Source organism: Paraburkholderia strydomiana (assembly GCF_031456815.1).
Lineage (GTDB): Bacteria > Pseudomonadota > Gammaproteobacteria > Burkholderiales > Burkholderiaceae > Paraburkholderia > Paraburkholderia caledonica.
This window is the reverse complement of sequence record NZ_JAVDVL010000004.1, coordinates 43,066-63,499: the sequence shown is the minus strand read 5'-3', so window position 1 is coordinate 63,499 and position 20,434 is coordinate 43,066. Positions and strand designations below refer to the sequence as shown.

Annotated in this window: 19 protein-coding genes; 10 read left to right on the top strand and 9 right to left on the bottom strand. The window is 62.5% G+C overall.

Going from position 1 to position 20,434, the window contains the following annotated elements; translation table 11 throughout:
- Positions 1-86: 86 nt before the first annotated feature.
- Positions 87-1,154, bottom strand: coding sequence for a phosphoribosylformylglycinamidine cyclo-ligase (purM, locus tag J2W46_RS12845; RefSeq protein ID WP_310354207.1), 1,068 nt, complete (start codon positions 1,152-1,154; stop codon positions 87-89).
- Positions 1,155-1,299: 145 nt separating this feature from the next.
- Between purM and J2W46_RS12840 the strand changes: the two genes are divergently transcribed.
- The 7 genes from J2W46_RS12840 to panB all read left to right on the top strand — a co-directional run bounded on the left by J2W46_RS12840 (position 1,300) and on the right by panB (position 7,573).
- Positions 1,300-2,376 (top strand): AI-2E family transporter, encoded by a 1,077-nt coding sequence (locus J2W46_RS12840; RefSeq protein WP_020069719.1) that lies wholly within the window; start codon positions 1,300-1,302, stop codon positions 2,374-2,376.
- Between the two features lie 71 nt (positions 2,377-2,447).
- Positions 2,448-3,191, top strand: a complete 744-nt coding sequence (hda, locus tag J2W46_RS12835) for a DnaA regulatory inactivator Hda (RefSeq protein ID WP_310354205.1) — start codon at positions 2,448-2,450, stop codon at positions 3,189-3,191.
- Complete coding sequence (locus J2W46_RS12830) at positions 3,184-3,870, top strand: histidinol-phosphatase (protein WP_310354203.1); 687 nt, start codon at positions 3,184-3,186, stop codon at positions 3,868-3,870. The genes hda and J2W46_RS12830 overlap by 8 nt, the downstream gene beginning before the upstream one ends.
- The gene (gene pcnB, locus J2W46_RS12825) at positions 3,867-5,465 is read left to right on the top strand and encodes a polynucleotide adenylyltransferase PcnB (protein ID WP_310354201.1); all 1,599 of its coding nucleotides are present in this window, start codon (positions 3,867-3,869) and stop codon (positions 5,463-5,465) included. The genes J2W46_RS12830 and pcnB overlap by 4 nt, the downstream gene beginning before the upstream one ends.
- Before the next feature lie 48 nt (positions 5,466-5,513).
- A complete protein-coding gene (gene folK / locus J2W46_RS12820) occupies positions 5,514-6,047 on the top strand; it encodes a 2-amino-4-hydroxy-6-hydroxymethyldihydropteridine diphosphokinase (RefSeq protein WP_020069715.1) in 534 nt (177 codons plus the stop codon).
- The gene (locus J2W46_RS12815) at positions 6,044-6,724 is read left to right on the top strand and encodes a deoxynucleoside kinase (RefSeq protein WP_020069714.1); all 681 of its coding nucleotides are present in this window, start codon (positions 6,044-6,046) and stop codon (positions 6,722-6,724) included. The genes folK and J2W46_RS12815 overlap by 4 nt, the downstream gene beginning before the upstream one ends.
- A 33-nt stretch (positions 6,725-6,757) precedes the next feature.
- Positions 6,758-7,573, top strand: coding sequence for a 3-methyl-2-oxobutanoate hydroxymethyltransferase (panB, locus tag J2W46_RS12810; protein ID WP_020069713.1), 816 nt, complete (start codon positions 6,758-6,760; stop codon positions 7,571-7,573).
- A gap of 47 nt (positions 7,574-7,620) precedes the next feature.
- On the opposite strand, the gene pabB is transcribed toward panB, so the two are convergent.
- From pabB to grpE, 5 genes are all read right to left on the bottom strand, one after another.
- Complete coding sequence (gene pabB, locus J2W46_RS12805; RefSeq protein ID WP_310354198.1) at positions 7,621-9,510, bottom strand: aminodeoxychorismate synthase component I; 1,890 nt, start codon at positions 9,508-9,510, stop codon at positions 7,621-7,623.
- A 25-nt stretch (positions 9,511-9,535) separates the two neighbouring features.
- Entirely contained in the window at positions 9,536-10,678 is a 1,143-nt protein-coding gene (gene dnaJ / locus J2W46_RS12800; protein WP_020069711.1) for a molecular chaperone DnaJ, read from the bottom strand.
- Positions 10,679-10,947: 269 nt separating this feature from the next.
- Entirely contained in the window at positions 10,948-12,906 is a 1,959-nt protein-coding gene (gene dnaK / locus J2W46_RS12795; protein ID WP_020069710.1) for a molecular chaperone DnaK, read from the bottom strand.
- A gap of 152 nt (positions 12,907-13,058) precedes the next feature.
- The gene (locus J2W46_RS12790; protein WP_088173104.1) at positions 13,059-13,499 is read right to left on the bottom strand and encodes a thioredoxin family protein; all 441 of its coding nucleotides are present in this window, start codon (positions 13,497-13,499) and stop codon (positions 13,059-13,061) included.
- Between the two features lie 89 nt (positions 13,500-13,588).
- Positions 13,589-14,173, bottom strand: a complete 585-nt coding sequence (gene grpE, locus J2W46_RS12785; protein WP_027804896.1) for a nucleotide exchange factor GrpE — start codon at positions 14,171-14,173, stop codon at positions 13,589-13,591.
- Between the two features lie 379 nt (positions 14,174-14,552).
- Between grpE and J2W46_RS12780 the strand changes: the two genes are divergently transcribed.
- A complete protein-coding gene (locus J2W46_RS12780; RefSeq protein ID WP_006047884.1) occupies positions 14,553-14,714 on the top strand; it encodes a hypothetical protein in 162 nt (53 codons plus the stop codon).
- Here J2W46_RS12780 and J2W46_RS12775 read toward each other — a convergent pair.
- The 3 genes from J2W46_RS12775 to hrcA all read right to left on the bottom strand — a co-directional run bounded on the left by J2W46_RS12775 (position 14,686) and on the right by hrcA (position 17,359).
- On the bottom strand, positions 14,686-15,093 hold the full coding sequence (locus J2W46_RS12775; protein WP_020069707.1) for an RNA-binding S4 domain-containing protein: 408 nt from the start codon (positions 15,091-15,093) through the stop codon (positions 14,686-14,688). The two genes, J2W46_RS12780 and J2W46_RS12775, sit on opposite strands and share 29 nt — an antisense overlap.
- Before the next feature lie 8 nt (positions 15,094-15,101).
- On the bottom strand, positions 15,102-16,172 hold the full coding sequence (gene hemH / locus J2W46_RS12770) for a ferrochelatase (RefSeq protein WP_310354195.1): 1,071 nt from the start codon (positions 16,170-16,172) through the stop codon (positions 15,102-15,104).
- Positions 16,173-16,339: 167 nt separating this feature from the next.
- Complete coding sequence (hrcA, locus tag J2W46_RS12765; RefSeq protein ID WP_020069705.1) at positions 16,340-17,359, bottom strand: heat-inducible transcriptional repressor HrcA; 1,020 nt, start codon at positions 17,357-17,359, stop codon at positions 16,340-16,342.
- A gap of 330 nt (positions 17,360-17,689) precedes the next feature.
- On the opposite strand from hrcA, the gene J2W46_RS12760 reads away from it, so the two are divergent.
- Both J2W46_RS12760 and recN read left to right on the top strand, forming a co-directional pair.
- Positions 17,690-18,592, top strand: a complete 903-nt coding sequence (locus J2W46_RS12760; protein WP_027804895.1) for an NAD kinase — start codon at positions 17,690-17,692, stop codon at positions 18,590-18,592.
- A 68-nt stretch (positions 18,593-18,660) separates the two neighbouring features.
- Positions 18,661-20,331 carry a DNA repair protein RecN gene (recN, locus tag J2W46_RS12755; protein ID WP_310354193.1) on the top strand — a complete coding sequence of 557 codons (1,671 nt, stop codon included), beginning with the start codon at positions 18,661-18,663 and terminating at the stop codon, positions 20,329-20,331.
- The last annotated feature ends 103 nt before the right edge of the window (positions 20,332-20,434 follow it).

The following is a 20,434-nucleotide window of genomic DNA, read 5'->3' as shown; positions in this document are numbered from 1 at the left end:
CGCTGGGGAACTACGAGACCTCAGAAAACCTTGAAACTGCGAGCCTGCGCGGCATTTAGTATTCACGCCGCGCAGGCTGCCAATCTTTACACCACTACCGTCTGTGCTTCACCCGGCGCGCTCTCGCGAATCGTGCCGATCTTCCAGACCTGCTCGCCGGCTGCGGACAACAGACCGATTGCAGCGTCCGCGTCAGCAGCCGAGACGACCACCGCCATCCCGATACCGCAGTTGAATACGCGATGCATTTCCGCATCCGCCACGCCGCCGTGCTTTTGCAGCCACGAGAAGAGCGGCGGCAGCGGCCAGCCGCGATGATCCAGCTCGGCTGTCAGGCCTTCGCGCAGAACCCGCGGAATATTTTCGACCAACCCGCCACCGGTGATGTGCGCCATGCCCTTCACCGCGATTTGCTGCATCAGCGAGAGAAGCGGCTTAACGTAAATGTGCGTGGGCGCCATCAAAGCGTCGGCTAGCGAACGGCCGTCGAAATCCGCATTCAGATCGGGCTGCGCGCGCTCGATGATCTTGCGCACCAGCGAAAAACCGTTCGAATGAATGCCGCTCGAAGCGAGGCCCAGCACCACGTCGCCGGGAGCGATGGTGCTGCCGTCGATAATCTTGCTCTTTTCCACCGCACCGACCGCGAAGCCCGCGAGATCGTATTCGCCGTCCGGATACATGCCCGGCATTTCAGCCGTTTCGCCGCCGATCAAGGCACAGCCCGCCAGTTCGCAGCCGTAGGCGATACCCTTGACGACCGTTGCCGCCGTGTTCACGTCCAGCTTGCCGCAGGCAAAGTAGTCGAGGAAAAACAGCGGCTCGGCGCCTTGCACGAGAATGTCGTTCACGCTCATGGCGACCAGATCCTGGCCGACGGTGTCGTGCTTCTTCAACTCGAACGCGAGGCGCAGCTTCGTGCCAACGCCGTCTGTGCCCGATACCAGCACCGGTTCCTTGTACCTCTTCGGCACTTCGAACAGCGCGCCGAATCCGCCAATGCCGCCCAGCACGCCGTCGCGCATCGTCTTTTTGGCAAAGGGCTTGATCGCGTCGACAAGGGCGTCGCCCGCGTCGATGTCCACGCCGGCGTCGCGGTACGACAGACCTTGGGCCGAACCGGTTGAATTCGGGGCGGATTTCGGTTGATTCATGGGGGAGAGCTCGAAGGTCGGTAAAATGCGATTTTACCCGATGCCGATCCAGAGTAGGCGCTTCAGCGCTTACTCCGGTCCCATACAGAGTTGCCGGCCGGCTGGATTTCGAATCATCCGTTCCGGCGACACCAGGGAAACAACTTTGCAACAGAACTCCTCGATACTGACTCCGGTCCAGCGCCGCGCTTTCATCTGGCTAGCCATCGCGCTCGGCGTGGGCATTCTGCTGTGGCTCTTGAGCCCCGTCCTCACGCCGTTTCTGCTCGGCGCGATTCTCGCGTACATTCTGCAGCCGGGCGTCGCGTGGATGGTGCGCCGGCGTGTGCCGCGCGCGATCGCTGCCTTGCTGATGATGCTGCTTTTCACGTTGCTGGTGACAATGCTCGCGCTGCTAGTCTTCGCCGTCATTCAGAAGGAAGGCCCGCAGCTGCGGCAGCAGGTGCCGCAACTGTTCGCCCATGTGAATGCGTGGCTGCAGCCCAAGCTCGCCATGCTGGGGCTCGCCGATTCGCTGGATTTCGCAAGCGTACGCGATCTCGTGATGGGCCAGTTGGAAGGCAGCGCGCAGACCGTCGCGCGTTATGCGTGGACTTCGATCGTGACGAGCGGCAACGTCATGATGACCGTGATCGGCAATCTCGTGCTGGTGCCGCTCGTGCTGTTCTATCTGCTGTACGACTGGAACCGCATGCTGTTGCGCGTACAGGGTGTGGTGCCGCGCCGCTGGCTCGACAAGACGCTGCAACTCGCTCGCGACATGGATCAGATGCTGTCGCAATATCTGCGCGGCCAGTTGCTCGTGATGGGCGTGCTCGCGGCGTTCTATGCGGTGGCGCTCAGCATCGCCCGCTTCGAGATCGCGCTGCCGGTGGGCATCTTCACCGGGCTCGCAGTGTTCATCCCGTACATTGGCTTTGCGACCGGGCTCGCGCTGGCGCTTCTTGCGGCATTGCTGCAGTTCGGCAACTGGTACGGCTTCGGTGCGGTGGCTGTGATCTACGGCGTCGGTCAGATCGTGGAGAGCTTTTTCCTGACGCCGCGCCTCGTCGGCGAGCGGATCGGGCTGCACCCGCTCGCGGTCATTTTCGCGTTGCTCGCGTTCGGGCAACTGTTCGGCTTTTTCGGCGTGCTCCTTGCGTTGCCCGTGAGTGCGATTTTGTCCGTGGCGGTGCGCGAATTGCGGCAAAGCTATCTGGAAAGCACCCTGTACAACAATTGACCTTCTGCTCCAGTGACCCGGCTCGCCAGGACCATCGGCAGCCTCAGCCCTACTTTCGGCATCAACCTACTGTGCTTCGTCAACTGACGCTCGATCTCGGCACTCCGCCGCCATCGACATTCGATAATTTTTTCGCTGGCGCAAACGCCGAGCTGGTGACGCGCCTGCGTGAACTCGACGGCGCGCTCGCGGCCGGGCCTGTCGCCGATCGCACCTTCTATATCTGGGGCGAAGCGGGCAGCGGCCGCACTCACCTGTTGCAAGCGCTCGTGCACGAAGCGCCGCCGGGCCACGCGCGCTTCGCGGGTCCGCAAAGCAGCCTTGCCGCGTTCAGTTTCGATCCGCGCGTGGCGCTGTATGCCATTGACGATTGCGACGGTCTGTCGGCCGCGCAGCAGATCGCCGTGTTCAATCTCTTCAACGAAGTGCGCGCGCATCCGACGAGCGCGCTCGTCGCCACCGGCAACGCGGCGCCGATCGGCATGACGGTGCGCGAGGACCTGCGCACGCGGCTCGGCTGGGGACTCGTTTTCCACCTCGCGCCGCTGCCCGACGAAGGCAAGGCAGCGGTGCTCAAGCACGCGGCTCGCGAGCGCGGCATCATGCTGGCCGACGACGTGCCGGCCTATCTGCTCACGCATTTTCGTCGCGACATGCCAAGCCTGATGGCGCTTCTTGACGCACTCGACCGTTTTTCGCTCGAACAGAAGCGGGCGGTTACGTTGCCGCTTTTGCGCACGATGCTGGCTTCGCCGGGCGCGGACGGGCCCGCCGCGCCGTCCGCCGCTTCAAGTAAAATAGATCCCCATGGCTAATCTCGCACTCTTCGACCTCGATCACACGCTCATTCCCACCGACAGCGACCACGAATGGGGCCGCTTCATGGTGAAACACGGTATGGTCGACGGCGAAAATTTCGCTCGTGAAAACGACCGCTTCTATGCCGACTACAAAGCCGGCAAGCTGGACATTCACGCCTATCTGATCGCCATGCTCACGCCGCTCGCGAAATACACGCGCGCGCAACTCGCGGACTTTCACGCGCAGTACATGCACGAAGTGATCACGCCGGCCATCCTCCCGGCGGCCGTCGAACTGGTCAAGCGGCACCGCGAAGCCGGCGACCTGTGCTGCGTGGTCACGGCGACCAACGAATTCATCACCCGTCCCATCGTGAGCGCGTTCGGCGTCGACACGCTGATCGCCTGCGAAGCGGAAACCGTCGACGGCCAGCCGCATTCGGCCTACACCGGCCGCCCTACCGGCACGCCGAGCTACAAGGAAGGCAAGATCGTGCGCACCGAGGCATGGCTTGCATCGCTCGGCAAAAGCTGGAGCGACTTCGAGCGCAGCTACTTCTACAGCGATTCGCACAACGACATTCCGCTGCTCGAAAAAGTCACCGATCCGATCGCAACGAATCCCGACGATACATTGCGCGCCCATGCGCAGGCCAAAGGCTGGCGCATCCTCGAACTCTTTCAACCCACGTGATCAAAAAACTCATCCGTAAGCTATTCGGCCAGGACACAGCGTCCGCCGACGACACCGTGCCGGCTGAAGCCGACTCAGACGAACCCGGCAGCGCACCGGAACGCAATGCGGCAGGCGCCGCGGGAACCGGCCGCGCGCGCCGCAAACCGGCTCGCAATGGCGCGCCCGCAAAGACAGTGCGCGACCCGGACGTGCCGGTCATCATTCCGCACGACGTACACGGCATCGACCCCACGCTGATCTCGCGCAACGCGATTCGCGTGACCGAAGGCCTGCAACAGGCGGGGCACCGGGCGTTTATCGTCGGCGGTGCGGTGCGCGACCTGCTGCTCGGCATCAAGCCGAAAGACTTCGACGTGGCGACCGACGCCACGCCCGAACAGGTGCAGAAGCTGTTCCGCCGCGCGCGCATCATCGGCCGCAGGTTTCAGATCGTGCATGTGCAGTTCGGCCAGGAAATCATCGAAACCTCAACGTTCCGCGCGCTGGTCGATCCGCCCGCCGCTGACGCCGCGCCGCCGCGGCGCCTGAAGCGCGACGAGCTCGACCGCCGCACCCACGCGGTCGACGCAAGCGGGCGCGTATTGCGCGACAACGTGTGGGGCGAGCAGCACGAAGACGCCACGCGCCGCGACTTCACGATTAACGCGATGTACTACGATCCCGCCACCGAAACGGTGCTGGACTACCACAACGGCATGGCGGACGTGCGCGCGCGTCTGCTGCGCATGATCGGCGACCCGGCCACGCGATATCGCGAAGATCCTGTACGCATGCTGCGCGTGGTGCGTTTTGCGGCAAAGCTCGACTTCGAGATCGAAGACGCGACCCGCGCGCCGATCGCCGAAATGGCCGACCTGATCAACAACGTGCCGGCCGCGCGTCTATTCGACGAGATGCTGAAGCTCATGCTGTCCGGCCACGCGCTCGCCTGCCTGAAGCGCCTGCGCCAGGAAGGCCTGCATCATGGTTTGCTGCCCCTGCTCGACGTCGTGCTCGAGCAGCCCACCGGCGAAAAATTCATCACGCTCGCGCTCACCAACACGGACGCACGCGTGCGCGCCGGCAAGCCGGTATCGCCCGGCTTCCTGTTCGCCACGCTGCTCTGGCACGACGTGCAGCAGCGCTGGCAGAAGTTTGAAGCGAACGGTGAATATGCGGTGCCGGCGTTGCATCGTGCGATGGACGAAGTCCTCGACATGCAGACGGAAAAACTCGCTATCCACAAGCGCTTCTCGTCCGACATGCGCGAGATCTGGGGCCTGCAGCTGCGCCTCGAAAAGCGCTCGGGAAGAAGCGCGCTGAAGCTGCTGGAACACCAAAGATTTAGAGCGGGGTATGATTTCCTCCTGTTGCGCTGCGAATCGGGCGAACTCGATGAGTCGGTCGGAGCGTGGTGGACGGAGTTCATTGAAGGAGACATCGCGGCGCGTGAAACATTGCTTACGCAAGGCGGGAAGGACCGAAGCCCCAGAAAACGACGGAGACGCAGCAGTGGCGCGAGAAACCGCAAATCGGGCGACGGAATGGAGGGCGGCACGCCAGCCGAACGCACAGACGCCGAAGCGGGCCATGAAGGCCCGCACGAAGACTGACGCAGCGTTCGCTGAAGCCGTCGAACGATAGTTGCAGGAAGTTATGCCATGACGGTTGCTTATCTCGGCCTCGGCGCGAATCTCGGGGACGCGCGCCAGACCCTGAAAGACGCAGTGGTGTGCCTCGCACAACAGCACACCATCACCGTGCTCGCCAAGTCGAGCCTGTATCGCACGGCCCCGATCGACGCGGGCGGTGACGACTATTTCAACTGCGTCGTCAAGATCGACACAACGCTCCCCGTGCGGCATCTGCTCGCGCTGTGCCACAAGATCGAGCATCAGTTCGGCCGGGAGCGGCCCTTTCGCAATGCACCGCGAACGCTCGATCTCGACATCCTGCTTTTCGGCGATCAATCGATCGACGAAGCCGATCTGATCGTTCCGCATCCTCGCCTCGTCGAGCGTGCTTTCGCGCTGGTGCCGCTTGTCGAAATCGACGCTGCGCTGATCATTCCGCGACATGGGCGCGCCGACGCGCTGCTCGACGCCGTGCGCGATCAGCGCATCGAGAAAGTCAAAGGACCCTGCCAGTGCCCGATGCTGAACGCACTCGCCGCGGGCAAGGGCCGCTGCGAATGAATTCCACACCGCTTACCGTCACCGCGCCGCAATTGCGGCCTCCATTCGGCTATCTGGCGATCGAAGGGCCTATTGGCGTCGGCAAGACCTCGCTCGCGCGGCGTCTTGCGCAACGCTGGTCGATGCAGGAACTGTTCGAGAGGCCGCAGGACAATCCTTTCCTCGAGCGCTTTTATCGCGACACCGCGCGTTATGCGTTGCCAGCGCAATTGCATTTCGCGTTGCAACGCGCGCAGCAGGCGCAGGAAGTGAACGCGGCGCAAGTGGCGGGCACGCCGCTCGTCGCCGATTTCATGACGCAAAAGAACGACATCTTCGCGCGCCTCACGCTGCAGGAAGACGAGTGGCATCTGTATCGCGCGCTCGCCGCGCGGCTGGAAGTGAGCGCGCCGGCACCGGACTTCGTCGTGTATCTGCAAGCGAGTCCCGAAGTGCTCTTCTCGCGCATTCAAAAGCGCGCAGTGCCGATGGAGTTGCAGATTTCCGATGCGTATCTGCATGCCCTTTGCGACGCCTACAACGAATTCTTCTATCACTACGACCGCACGCCGGTGCTGACGGTTAACGCCGAACATCTGAATCCGCTCGACTCCGACGCGGACCTTGCGCTGCTCGCCGAGCGCATCGAAACCATGCGCGGACGCAAGGAATTCTTTGTCAAGGGCACGTCGCTCTGAGCGGCGCGCGCCTCTCTCTTCAACGGATCGACCATGACCTATTTGCAGGAGACGAGCCGCAGCGCCGTCACCGTGCCGAAACTACAGGCAATGCGCGATGCTGGCGAGAAAATCGCCATGCTCACCTGTTACGACGCAAGCTTCGCCGCGCTGCTGGATCGCGCGGGTGTCGACGTCATGCTGATCGGCGACTCGCTCGGCAACGTCCTGCAAGGACAGACGACCACACTGCCGGTTTCGCTCGCCGACATCGCCTATCACACGGCGAGCGTGGCGCGCGCGCGACCGTCTGCGCTGATCGTCGCGGACTTGCCGTTTGGCACGTATGGCACGCCGGAAGAAGCGTATAGAAGCTCCGTCGAATTGATGCGCGCGGGCGCGCAGATGGTGAAGCTCGAAGGCGGTGAATGGCTCACGGATACTGTCCGTTTCCTCGTGGAGCGCTCAATTCCGGTGTGTGCGCATGTCGGGCTGACGCCGCAATCAGTGCATGCCTTTGGCGGCTTCAAGGTGCAGGGCAAGACCGAGGAAGGCGCGAACCAGTTGTTGCGCGACTCGCTTGCCATGCAAACGGCCGGCGCCCAGCTCATCGTGATGGAAGCGATTCCGACGCTGCTCGCGAGCGAAGTCACGAAGCAGTTGCGGATTCCAACCATCGGCATCGGCGCGGGCCTCGACTGCTCAGGTCAGGTGCTGGTATTGCACGACATGCTGGGCATCTTTCCCGGTAAACGGCCGCGTTTCGTGAAGGATTTCATGGTCGGGCAGCCGAGCATTCTTGCTGCGGTGGAAGCGTATGTGCAGGCCGTGAAGGACGGGACTTTTCCTGGGCCTGAGCACTCGTTTTGAGAGTGCTTTCGCGGGGGCGATATTAGCGTGGCCGCGCTTCGGTGTTTCTAGCGGACGATCCGGGCCGGCAGCGCGCCGCGCAATGCATTGCAGATCAACAGCGCTTCGGCGCTCAGTACGTCAGCCTCTGTCAGCACCTTTTCAGCCGCCTGCAGATTAGCGTCGTCTTCAAGCAGGATGCTTCGCATCACACCAGGCAGCACGCCCGACGCGAGCGGCGGCGTCCACCACCGCCCCGCCAGCTTCACGAATACGTTTGAGCGCCCGCCTTCCGTCAACTCGCCTCGTTCGTTGAAGAACAACGTGTCGAAGGCGCCTTTTGCCTCTGCTTCGCGCCAGCCGCGATCGTACTGTGCTCGGTGCGTGGTCTTATGACGCAGCAGTGGATCGTCGGATTGGGTCGATGCAAAATCGTGATCCGTTGCGAGCAGAACGTTGACCGTCAAATCGGCCAACGGCACCAACACCGCCGCCGTGATTTGCGTCGCGCCGCTCTTGCCTAGCGCGACGCGCATACGGTGCGGTGTGGCCGCGGGCAACAACGCGCATCGCTCCGCGATCTGCGCGCGGATGCTTGCGGCATCGAATTGAAAACCTAGCGTCGCTGCACTCGCCGACAGCCTCGCGAGATGGCGCGACACATGGCGCACGCCCTCTTCCCGCGTCGCGTACATGGTTTCGAATAGCTCGAAGCCGGGTTCCGCACCGGTCAGGAAACGCGCTTTCAATCGACACTCCGCATATTCGTCTTCGGCGACGCTGTCGAGCACGATGCCCGCGCCTATGCCCATCGTGCCGCGCAATTCTCCCGTGGACTCTAACGGCTTCAAGGTCAGCGTGCGAATCGCGACGGACATGCAGAAGTCGCCGCCGTTATTTTCATTCGCCGCCGGCTCGGGCGTGGGCGCGTCCAGCCAGCCGATCGCGCCGGTGTAAAGGCCGCGTGGCGTGCTCTCCAGTTCGTCGATCAACTGCATCGTGCGATGCTTCGGCGCACCGGTGATCGAGCCGCAAGGAAAGAGTGCGCGCACTATCGCGGCGAACGACGTGCCGGGCCGCAAAGCGGCTTCAACCGTCGACGTCATCTGCCAAACCGACGCATACGGCTCGACGGAAAAGAGCGCGGGCACTTTGACGGAGCCCGTCTGAGCGACGCGCGACAGATCGTTCCTCAGCAGATCGACGATCATCACGTTTTCGGCGCGGTTCTTGGGGTCGTTGCCGAGGAATTCAGCTGCGCCGCGATCCGCTGACGGATCGGCTGAACGTGGCGCGGTGCCTTTCATCGGGCGCGCGCGCAATGTTGCATTCCGCTTCTCGACGAAAAGCTCCGGGGAACACGACAGCACCCACCCGTTACCAGGCATCGCGATCAATGCGCCGTACCGAACGGGTTGACGCGCCCGCAACCGCCGATAAAGCGCGATGGGCGGGCCAAATACGTCGAAGCCGAGCCGGTATGTGTAGTTGACCTGATAGGACTCGCCGTCGCGCAGGGCGGCATGAATTGCACCGATGGCCGCATTGAACTCCGCGGGTTCGACACTCTCGCGCACATTGGCTGTGCCCGCCACAGACGGCTCTGCGAGGTCGCCGTCTTGTTTTACGAGCCACGCGTCGACCTCGTCGCGTGAGAGTTTCTCGCAACGCTCGAACAATAAAAAACGCAGCGTGGCATCGCCATGCTGCGTTTTGAACGACGGGTCTGATGCCCCGCCGAGAAGATGCCGGCCAAACTCGTAGTCGGCGAGCACGATAGCGTGCAGGCCGTGCCGTGCATCCGATTCGGCGGCCTCGCATACGGCTTCCAGCTGCGCGGGATCGGCGCATACCCGCTCATGCGCGAAACCGGTGTACAGCCTGCTCGCGCGGCGCGCCGCCGACGCGTCGCAATCATCGAGCAATGCAAATACAGCGCCGCGCTCATCTGCCGTCATGCGTACCGCCAACTTCTAACTGCCGTTAATCGAAGAAGCTCTTCACTCTATCGAACCAGCTCTTGCTTTGCGGGCTGTGCCGAGCGCCACCTTCCACCAAAGCTTTTTCGAACTGCTTGAGCAGATCGCGTTGCGGTTCCGTGAGCTTGACCGGCGTTTCGACCTGCACATGCACGTACAGATCGCCGGCAATGCTCGAACGCAAGCCCTTGATACCCTTGCCGCGCAACCGGAACGTCTTGCCCGACTGCGTGCCTTCAGGCACCGTGAAGCTCGCGCGGCCCGCGAGCGTGGGCACCTCGATTTCGCCGCCCAACGCCGCCGTGGTAAACGGAATCGGCATCTGGCAATGCAAATCGTCGCCGTCGCGCTCGAATACCGAATGCTGCTTGATATGAATTTCGACGTACAGATCGCCTGACGGCCCGCCGTTGATGCCCGGTTCGCCGTTGCCGGCCGAACGGATGCGCATGCCGTCGTCGATACCTGCCGGGATCTTTACTTCGAGCGTCTTGGTTTCCTTTACCTTGCCCGCGCCGTGGCAGTGAGCGCACGGCTCAGGAATATAGGTGCCAGTGCCGTGACACTTCGGACACGTTTGCTGGATGCTGAAAAAGCCTTGCGACATCCGCACAGCACCCGAACCGCTACAGGTCGGGCAGGTTTCCGGCTTGGTGCCGGGCTTCGCGCCCGAACCGTGACAGACTTCGCACGAGACCCAGCTCGGCACGCGAATCTGCGTGTCGTAACCATGCGCCGCCTGTTCCAGCGTGATTTCCATGCTGTAGCGCAGATCGGCGCCGCGATACACCTGCGGGCCTGCACGTCCGCCGCCGCCTCGCGCCGCGCCGCCGGCCGCCTGGCCGAAGATGTCGCCGAAAATATCGCCGAACGCATCGGCAAAGCCGCCGAAGCCTTGCGCACCGGCGCCGCCCATGTTCGGATCGACGCCCGCGTGACCATACTGGTCATAAGCCGCACGCTTTTGCGAGTCCGAGAGCATTTCATAGGCTTCCTTCACCTCCTTGAAATGCTCTTCCGCATCCTTGTTGCCCGGATTGCGGTCGGGGTGGTGCTTCATCGCCAGCTTGCGATAAGCCTTCTTGATTTCGTCGTCGCTCGCGTTCTTTGCGACGCCCAGAACCTCGTAGTAATCCCGTTTCGCCATATCGGTTCAACGCCCCTCGCGAGAGTGCCGCGCGGTGGCTCCTCTTGAATGCTGGAGTCTCACGACTCGTCCGGTCGTGTTTCGTGCCGCGTGAATGCGGTTCAAAACAACGGCCTCCATAAAACAAATGTGCCCGGAGAGCCTAAAAGGCTCGCCAGGCGTGATAACCGCTCTTGCACGTTCCCGCGTTCAGATGCCCGCGGTGCTTCGTGCAGCCGGGCTGCACACATGACCCGTGTGCGGCTTTACGGTCGGAATGCGACCTGGCTTTAGTCTTTCTTGACTTCCTTGAAGTCGGCGTCGACCACGTCGTCCTGCTGCTGGCTCGCGCCACCAGCCGACGGGCCTGCGCTCGCGCCCGCCGCGCCTGCTGCCGCAGCTTCGGCACCTTGCGCAGCCTGCATGTCGGCGTACATCTTTTCGCCCATCTTCTGCGAGGCAGTCGCCACCGCTTCGATCTTGGCTTCGAGTGCAGCCTTGTCGGTCGAACCGCTCTTCAGTGCGTCTTCCAGGTCCTTCAGCGCGGTTTCGATCTTTTCCTTCTCGCCGGCTTCCAGCTTGTCGCCGTACTCGGTGAGCGCCTTCTTCGTGCTGTGGACGAGCGCGTCGCCCTGGTTGCGGGCGTCGGCCAGCTCACGCAGCTTGTGATCTTCTTCCGCGTTCGCTTCGGCGTCCTTCACCATCTTCTCGATTTCGGCTTCGGACAGACCCGAGTTCGCCTTGATCGTGATGCGGTTTTCCTTACCGGTCGCCTTGTCTTTCGCGCCGACGTGCAGAATGCCGTTCGCGTCGATGTCGAAGCTCACTTCGATCTGCGGCGTGCCGCGTGGTGCCGGCGGAATGCCTTCAAGGTTGAACTCGCCCAGCAGCTTGTTGCCCGCCGCCATTTCGCGTTCGCCCTGGTACACCTTGATCGTCACGGCGCTCTGATTGTCGTCAGCCGTCGAGTAGACCTGCGAATGCTTGGTCGGGATCGTGGTGTTCTTGTTGATCATCTTCGTCATCACGCCGCCGAGCGTTTCAATGCCGAGCGACAACGGGGTCACGTCGAGCAGCAGAACGTCCTTGCGGTCGCCGGACAACACCTGGCCCTGGATCGCGGCGCCAACGGCCACGGCTTCGTCCGGGTTCACGTCGCGGCGCGGGTCTTTGCCGAAGAATTCCTTAACCTTTTCCTGCACCTTCGGCATGCGGGTCATACCGCCGACCAGAATCACGTCGTCGATTTCGCCGACCTTTACACCTGCGTCCTTGATAGCGACGCGGCACGGTTCGATCGTGCGCTCGATCAGTTCTTCAACCAGCGCTTCCAGCTTGGCGCGCGTGATCTTCAGGTTCAAGTGCTTCGGACCCGACGCGTCGGCCGTGATGTACGGCAGGTTGATTTCGGTTTGCTGGCTCGACGACAGTTCGATCTTTGCCTTTTCAGCCGATTCCTTCAGGCGCTGCAATGCGAGCACGTCTTTCGACAGATCGACGCCCTGCTCTTTCTTAAACTCACCGATGATGTAGTCGATGATGCGCTGGTCGAAGTCTTCACCGCCGAGGAACGTATCGCCGTTCGTGGACAGCACTTCGAACTGCTTTTCACCGTCGACATCGGCGATTTCGATGATCGACACGTCGAACGTACCGCCGCCCAGGTCATACACGGCGATCTTGCGGTCACCCTTCTCGTTCTTGTCGAGACCGAACGCGAGCGCGGCTGCGGTCGGTTCGTTGATGATGCGCTTGACTTCCAGACCGGCGATGCGGCCTGCATCTTTGGTTGCCTGACGCTGGCTGTCGTTGAAGTACGCGGGAACCGTGATCACAGCTTCGGTGACCGGCTCGCCGAGGTAGTCTTCAGCGGTCTTCTTCATCTTGCGCAGCACTTCCGCGGAGATCTGCGGCGGAGCGAGCTTCTGATCGCGTACTTCGACCCATGCGTCGCCGTTGTCGGCCTTCATGATCTTGTACGGCATCAGGCCGATATCTTTCTGAACTTCCTTCTCTTCGAAGCGGCGGCCGATCAGGCGCTTAACCGCGTACAGCGTGTTCTTCGGGTTGGTGACCGACTGACGCTTGGCAGGCGCGCCGACGAGAATCTCGCCGTCTTCCATGTAGGCGATGATCGACGGCGTGGTGCGTGCACCTTCCGAGTTCTCGATCACCTTGACCGAATTGCCTTCCATGATCGCCACGCACGAGTTGGTCGTGCCGAGGTCGATACCGATGATTTTGCCCATTTTTACTAATCTCCTGACTTTGATCGCTGCGGGAATCGCCCTGTTTGCCGTCCGGCGGCAAGGCAATCCGCCCTAAATTCATACCTGCACTCAACATAAGTGCGTCCGCATCGTTTTCAAGACCTCTTTTGCGATGCGGTCTTTAATTTTTTTCAATCGACCGAACTTTTGCCCGAATCCGCTCCGTCGGCTTGCGAACCGCCTGCGGCATTGGCCGGGCGGATCTTCTCGCGCGCCGCGGCGACCGCCGCCTCGAACTGCGCGAGGCCGTGCCAGCCTGTCGCCCTACCCAGCCGTTTGCCGCGGTGAAAGAAGAACCACGTCGGCACACCATGAAGCATGAAACGCCGGCCAAGTTCACGGTGCTCGTAGACATTGCTGTGAAACCACCGCAGGCCGAGCGCGCGGATCGCGTCCGGTTGCGCAAGCATGGCCTTCTTGGCGATCTCGCAGTTGAAGCAGTCCAGTCCCCAGAAGAACACCACCGCGAGTTGGTCACCCGCTTCGGCGAGACTGGCGTCGAATGACTCGGCGCTTAGCTCCTGCATGTCAAACGCCGAAAACGCGGTTGCGTCGACGGGAATTTTGGCCATGGCGATGCTTACTTGATGCCTACTCGTTGTCTACGGCTGTGTCTAGCGAACGCCAGCGAAACCCGAACGGAATACGGAGCAAACTGGCCTTACTTCGGCGCGGCGACAGTAACGAGCGCCGGGCGCAGCACGCGATCGGCAATCACGAAGCCCTTTTGCAACACGGCAACAACCGTGTTCGGCTCCTGGTCTGCCGGCACCATGGAGATAGCCTGATGGCGGTGCGGGTCGAACTTCTCGCCCACCGGATTCAGCGCGACGACGCGGCCTTTCTCCAGCGCGCCTGTGAGCTGACGCAGCGTGAGTTCGACACCTTCGCGCACTTTCTGCAGGTCGTCGGTCGAGTGAGCGACGGCTGCTTCCAGACTATCGATCACCGGCAGCAGATGCTCCGCGAAGCTCTCGATTGCAAACTTATGTGCCTTCGCAACGTCTTCTTGCGCGCGGCGGCGCACGTTCTCCGTCTCGGCTTTCGCGCGCAGGAAGCTTTCCTGCAATTCGGCGATCTTCGCCTGCGCTTCGGCCAGTGCAGCTTCCGCACCCGTTGCCGGCGTGTCCGTGGCGACGCTCGCAGCGGCTTCCTGCTCGGGCGTGACCGCCTCGGCGGCCTGGCGCGCGGTTTCGTCCGCGGGCGTGGGATTCTGGCTCGTCGGGTTCTCTTGCGTGTTTTCCATGTCGCTGAAAGTCGTTAAAAAATTAAAAGCCAACGGCAGCAACGGCGCATGACACCGACGCGATTTGTGCGTTGCAAAATCGCGACAGTTACCCAGGCGCGCTACCACGTATCGAAACGGCAGTTGGGGCCGCAGATGCGCCATTTCAAGCGCCTTCGCCGAAATTTTCAAACCGGCAGCAGCCGGCCGAAACGCGCGGTTACAACCATGAGTGCGCGGCGATCAGATTCAGATTGAGCGCGGCGTGCAAGTGACCTATGCTCCAGTTACGCGGCGGAAAAACAGCGTTAACCCTAATCTGACATAAACCTTTCCGCCTTTTTGCAATTTCCACCTGGCTAGCTCGTTTCTTTTCCGCACCATCCCAAAAGGGGGTACCGTGAAACTGACCTTTGCAATCTCGGTGGTCGCACTGGTACTCGTTGCGGGCACCACGACCATCTGTATGTCTGGGGCGGTCAACGATCACACAACCGAATACGGCGGCGTGAACGCGACCATGGAACAACTGTTCAATCCCCACCTGAAAATCTGTCGATAGTCCGGCGGTCGCGCTTGGTCGGGCGGCCGTGTAGTGCCTCGGCCGGCTCTCGATAGGTCTTGCGGCGCTCGTGCTCAGCCTGCCGCTTTTGCCGGCTTTCGTCCGTCTCCGCGTAAAGCGTCTGCGCGACGCTTGCTGGGCCGCGCACGTCACATACGCCCAGCACCTGCACCTGCCATACGAACCGCTCGATTTCGATCTCGACGAGATCGCCGACCCGCACGTCCTTGGCCGGCTTCACGTTGGCTCCGCCTATGCGCACGCGCCCCTTCTCGACCGCGTCCGCGGCAAGCGAGCGCGTCTTGAAGAAGCGTGCTGCCCAAAGCCACTTGTCGATGCGCAGCTTCGCGCCCGGTTCCGTCGAAATTCGATAGTTCATAAGCGTGCTCAAGCCGGAGTGTGATGCGGTACGGGGACCGCCTGCACCGGCCAGCCTTGCAGATTCTGCGCGACGATTTCGCCAAGCGCGGCAATCCACGCCTGCGAAGCGTTCACGCAAGGAATGCGATGGAACTCCTTGCCGCCGGCATGCAGGAACTCGTCGCGCACTTCCATGCCGATCTCCTCGATCGTCTCGAGGCAATCAGCGGTGAAGCCGGGACAAAATACGTCAGCACGCCGCACGCCTGCTGCCCCGAGCTCCTTCAGCGTGGGTGCCGTATACGGCTGCAACCACTCCGCCTTGCCGAAACGCGACTGGAACGTGATCCGGCATTCCACCGGCGTGAGGCCGAGCGCCTGCATCAGCAGCGCGCCTGTCGTCTGGCACTGCTCGTGGTACGGATCGCCAAGATCCAGTGTTCGCTTGGGCACGCCATGAAAACTGAGAACGAGCTTGTCGCCGGCAGCGAAATCCGGACGACCATGCAGATGCCAGTAGTGGTGCACCTGCGCAGCGAGCGCTGAAATGTACGCGGGATGATCGGCGTACTGGCGAACCGTGCGGATCTCGGGCTGGTTACGCATGCGCTTCAGGGCGGAGAACGCGTCGTCGAACGCGGTCGCCGTGGTCGACGACGAGTATTGCGGATACATCGGCACCAGCAGCACCCGTTCAGCACCGGCGAGCTTCAGCTGATTGAGCATGGCGGGAATGCCTGGCGTGCCGTAGCGCATGGCGTACTCGACGAGCACCGTGTAGTCATTCAATTGCAGCAGGTGGCGCAAACCTTCCACCTGCTTTTCCGTATAGACGCGTAGCGGCGAGCCTTCGGGCATCCACACGGCCGCATATTTCTTCGCGGATGCGCGACCCCGGAACGGCAGGATCAGAAGCCGCAAAATGATTTGCCACAGCAGCGCCGGAATTTCTACCACGCGAGGATCGGAAAGGAACTGCGCGAGATAGCGGCGAACCGCTCGAGGCGTTGGCGCGTCGGGCGTGCCGAGATTGATCAGCAGCACGGCAACGCGGTGCGACGTGGCGTTCTGCGAGGGCCGCTCGAGGTCGAAGCGCATAGGCAGCAGGGATAACCGCTCAAGGCGGGAAGTGGAATCAGGTGAGATTCATTATAGCGGCGCGCCTCGTGGCCGCGCGCCCTGGAGACCCCTGGCCATTCGGCCAATTGGCAGGCGGCGCCGGCTCGCGCATCATGTACTGGAAGAAACGCCGCAGCGGCGACGCGCTACTGCTGGCTGAGCGTCAGCGAGAGCAGTCTCGCGGTGATGTCCACGATCGGGATCACGCGGTTGTAGGCCATTCGCGTGGGTCCGATCACGCCAAGTGTGCCGACGATCTTGCCATTCACCTCGTACGGCGCGGTAACGACGCTCATTTCCTCGATAGGCACGAGGTTCGACTCGCCGCCTATGAAGATCTGCACGCCGGCCGCATGACTCGACACATCCAGCAACTGAAGGAGACTGGTCTTTTGATCGAACACATCGAAGAGCTTGCGCAAGCGCGCCATGTCCGAGGAAAGATCCGCGACCTCGAGCAGATTGCGCTCGCCCGAAATGAGCACGGTCTCGCCGGTGTCCGATTCGTCGGTGCTCGCGGTGACGGCCGCGTGCATGAGCGTGGTCATGTCGCCGCGCAACTGGTCGATCTCTTCGCGCAGGCGGCGGCGCACTTCGTCGAAAGAAAGACCGGCGAAGTGGGCGTTGATGTAGTTGGACGCTTCGACCAGTTCGGACGGCGTGAAGTCGCGTTGGGTCGCCATCATGCGGTTCTGCACGTCGCCTTCGGGCGTAACGATGATCAGCAGAATGCGCTTGTCCGACAGGCGCATGAATTCGATCTGCTTGAACACGTGGCTGCGCCGCGGCGTGAGCACGACCCCGGCAAACTGCGACAGATTCGAGAGCACGCTCGCCGCCGCGGCGACGATTTTCTGCGGCTCGCCGGCCTGCAGCGTAGTCTTGACAGTACGCGTGACTGCTTCTTCGTCTGCGGCCGACTCGACAGTCAACATTGTGTCGACAAAAAGCCGGTAGCCGCGCGGCGTGGGAATGCGTCCAGCCGAAGTATGCGGGCTGATCACAAGGCCCAGATCCTCGAGGTCCGACATGACGTTGCGGATGGTCGCCGGACTCAGCTCCAGGCCGGAATAGCGCGACAACGTGCGCGAGCCGACCGGCTGACCTTCGGCAATGTAGCGCTCGATCAGAGTTTTTAGGAGGGTTTGTGCGCGAGGATCTAGCATGACGGAAAATTTTAGCTCAATGGTGCGACTACCGCGAGCGCTAACGGCGCCCAACACCGGCGGATCAACCGCCGCTCGCCAGGACTGCGTCTTGCGCTGGTTTCAGCGCCGGTCTCAACGCCCGGTGCCGCATTCGGTCCGGTGCGCCGCCAGCCCTGTTGCCGACGGCCCCGCCCGCAGCGCGCCGTTGCAGTTTGCAGGGCGCGCATGTCATCAAGGCTTCACCATTCTAACGATAATCCCTAACTGCGCTGGCGGCCTGCCCGTGCCGGCGGGCCACCGGGTCCGCGCGCGGTTCTTTTCGGGCCTTACCTATGGTGTAATGCCGGCATGCAAGTAACCAGCCAGTTCAAGACCGTGGCGCTCGTCGGGCGCAACAACACCCCGGGCATTCGCGAGCCCCTGACGGCGCTCGCCTCCTGCATCGCGAAGCGCGGCTTCGAAGTCTTTTTCGAAGCCGACACCGCCGCGGAAATCGGCGTTACCGAGTATCCGGCGCTGCGTCCGGCCGAGATCGGCGCGCGTGCAGATGTGGCGATCGTGCTGGGCGGCGACGGCACGATGCTGGGCATCGGGCGGCAACTGGCGCCTTACCGTACTCCGCTCATCGGCATCAACCACGGACGGCTGGGTTTCATTACCGACATCCCGATCTCGGACATGAGCGAGATCGTGCCGCAAATGCTGGCGGGCAACTTCGAACGCGAGGAGCGCGTGCTGCTGGAGGCGCGCATCATGCGCCAGGGCAATCCGATCTATCACGCGCTTGCCTTCAACGACGTGGTGGTCAATCGCAGCGGCTTCTCCGGCATGGCGGAACTGCACGTTTCGGTGGACGGCCGCTTCATGTACAACCAGCGCTCGGACGGCCTGATCGTCGCCACGCCCACCGGCTCGACGGCTTACGCGCTGTCGTCGCAAGGGCCGATTCTGCATCCGCAGTTGCAGGGCATCGTACTCGTGCCGATCGCGCCGCACGCGCTGTCGAACCGGCCCATCGTGCTGCCGGACGACTCGAAGGTCAGTATCCAGATCGTTTCGGGGCGCGAGGTCAACGTCAATTTCGACATGCAGTCGTTCACATCGCTCGAACTGGGCGACGCGATCGAAGTGCGCCGCTCGCGTCATACGGTGCCCATGCTGCATCCGGTCGGCTACAGCTATTTCGCGACGCTGCGTAAGAAACTGCACTGGAACGAATACCCGTCGCACGAAGAAGACGGCAAGCTCTGACCCGCGGAATGCCGGGATATACAAGCGCCGCTAGAGAAACCCGAATATCAGGCTCACAGACCACCTTCATGCTTCGCCACCTCTCGATACGCGACTTCGTCATCGTCGCCGCGCTCGATCTTGAATTCGACAGCGGCTTTACCGTTTTTTCCGGCGAGACCGGCGCCGGCAAGTCGATCCTCATCGACGCGCTGGCGCTCGCGCTCGGCGCGCGCGCCGACGCGAGCGTCGTTCGCACCGGCGAGAGCCGCGCCGACATCACCGCGGAATTCGACACGCACGCGCAGGTGGATCAGTGGCTCGACGAGCAGGCGTTCGCCGCGTCGGCAGCCGACGGCCCGAACGGCGGCACGGTGATGCTGCGCCGCGTGGTGGATGCAAATGGGCGCTCGCGCGCTTTCATCAACGGCACGGTCGCGACTTTGGCGCAACTGCGCGAGGTCGGCGAAATGCTGGTGGACATTCATGGCCAGCACGCGCACCAGTTGCTGATGCGTCCCGACGCCCAGCGCGAGCTGTTCGATACCCACGCGGGTTTGAGCGAACTTTCCGCGGGCGTCACGCGCGCGTGGCGCACATGGCGCGAGAAGGTTCAGGCGGTCGAGCATGCGCAAACGCGCGATCGCGAGTTGCAACTGGAACGCGAGCGGCTTGCCTGGCAGCTTGCGGAGCTGGACAAGCTGTCGCCCCAGCCGGGCGAGTGGGAAGAAGTTAACGCGGAGCATCGGCGGCTGTCGCATTCGGCGAATCTGATCGACGGCGTGCAAGGTGCGCTGACTGCGTTATCCGAATCGGACGAAGCGATGATCACGCATCTTGCGTCGATCGTGTCGAAGGTGCGCGACCTCGCGGAAATCGATCCGGCGTTGAACGACGTGCTGGCCGCGCTCGAACCCGCCGAGATTCAACTTCAGGAAGCTGCGTACTCGCTGAGCCATTACGCACAGAAGCTCGAACTCGATCCCGACCGGCTCGCCCAGGTCGAAAAGCGCCTCGACGCATTGCATTCGGCGGCGCGCAAGTTCCGCTTGCAGCCCGAAACGCTGCCCGACGAACATGAAACACGCCGTGCGCAGCTTGCCGCGCTTGACGCTGCCGCCGACCTCGATAGCCTGCATGCAGCAGAAGCGAAGGCGCGTGAGGTATTCGTCGCGGAAGCTAAAAAGCTGTCCAAGGCGCGCGCAAAGGCCGGCAAGGCCCTCGGCGCGGCGGTCACCACGGGCATGCAGGAACTGTCGATGAAAGGCGGCAGCTTCGAAGTTGCGCTCGTGCCGCTGCCGGAAGGCGGCGCGCATGGGCTTGAGCAGGTCGAATTCCGCGTTGCCGGACATGCAGGCGTGCCGTTGCGGCCGCTCGCCAAGGTCGCATCGGGCGGCGAACTCGCGCGGATCAGCCTTGCGCTGGCTGTGATCGCCAGCGCCGCAAGCCCGACGCCCACGCTGATCTTCGACGAAGTGGATACGGGCATTGGCGGCGGCGTCGCCGAAGTGGTCGGACGGCTACTGCATCAACTCGGAGAAGCGCGCCAGGTGCTTTGCGTGACGCATTTGCCGCAGGTCGCCGCACGGGGCGATCATCATTTCCAGGTCGCGAAGACCGGCAATGGCAAGGGCGGTACGGTAAGCAGCGTCGTTTCCCTTGACAAGGCGAGCCGCGTGGAAGAAGTCGCGCGAATGCTCGGCGGACTCGAAATCACGCCGACCACTCGCAAGCACGCGAAGGAAATGCTGGCGGCTTAGTCGTCCCAAGGCTGCGGCGAACGCCCGGACTTCAGCGCGGGCAGAGGTCTTTACCGTAGAAGCGGCACCGGACAAAGCGCCGGCAACACGCGCTTGTGCCGCG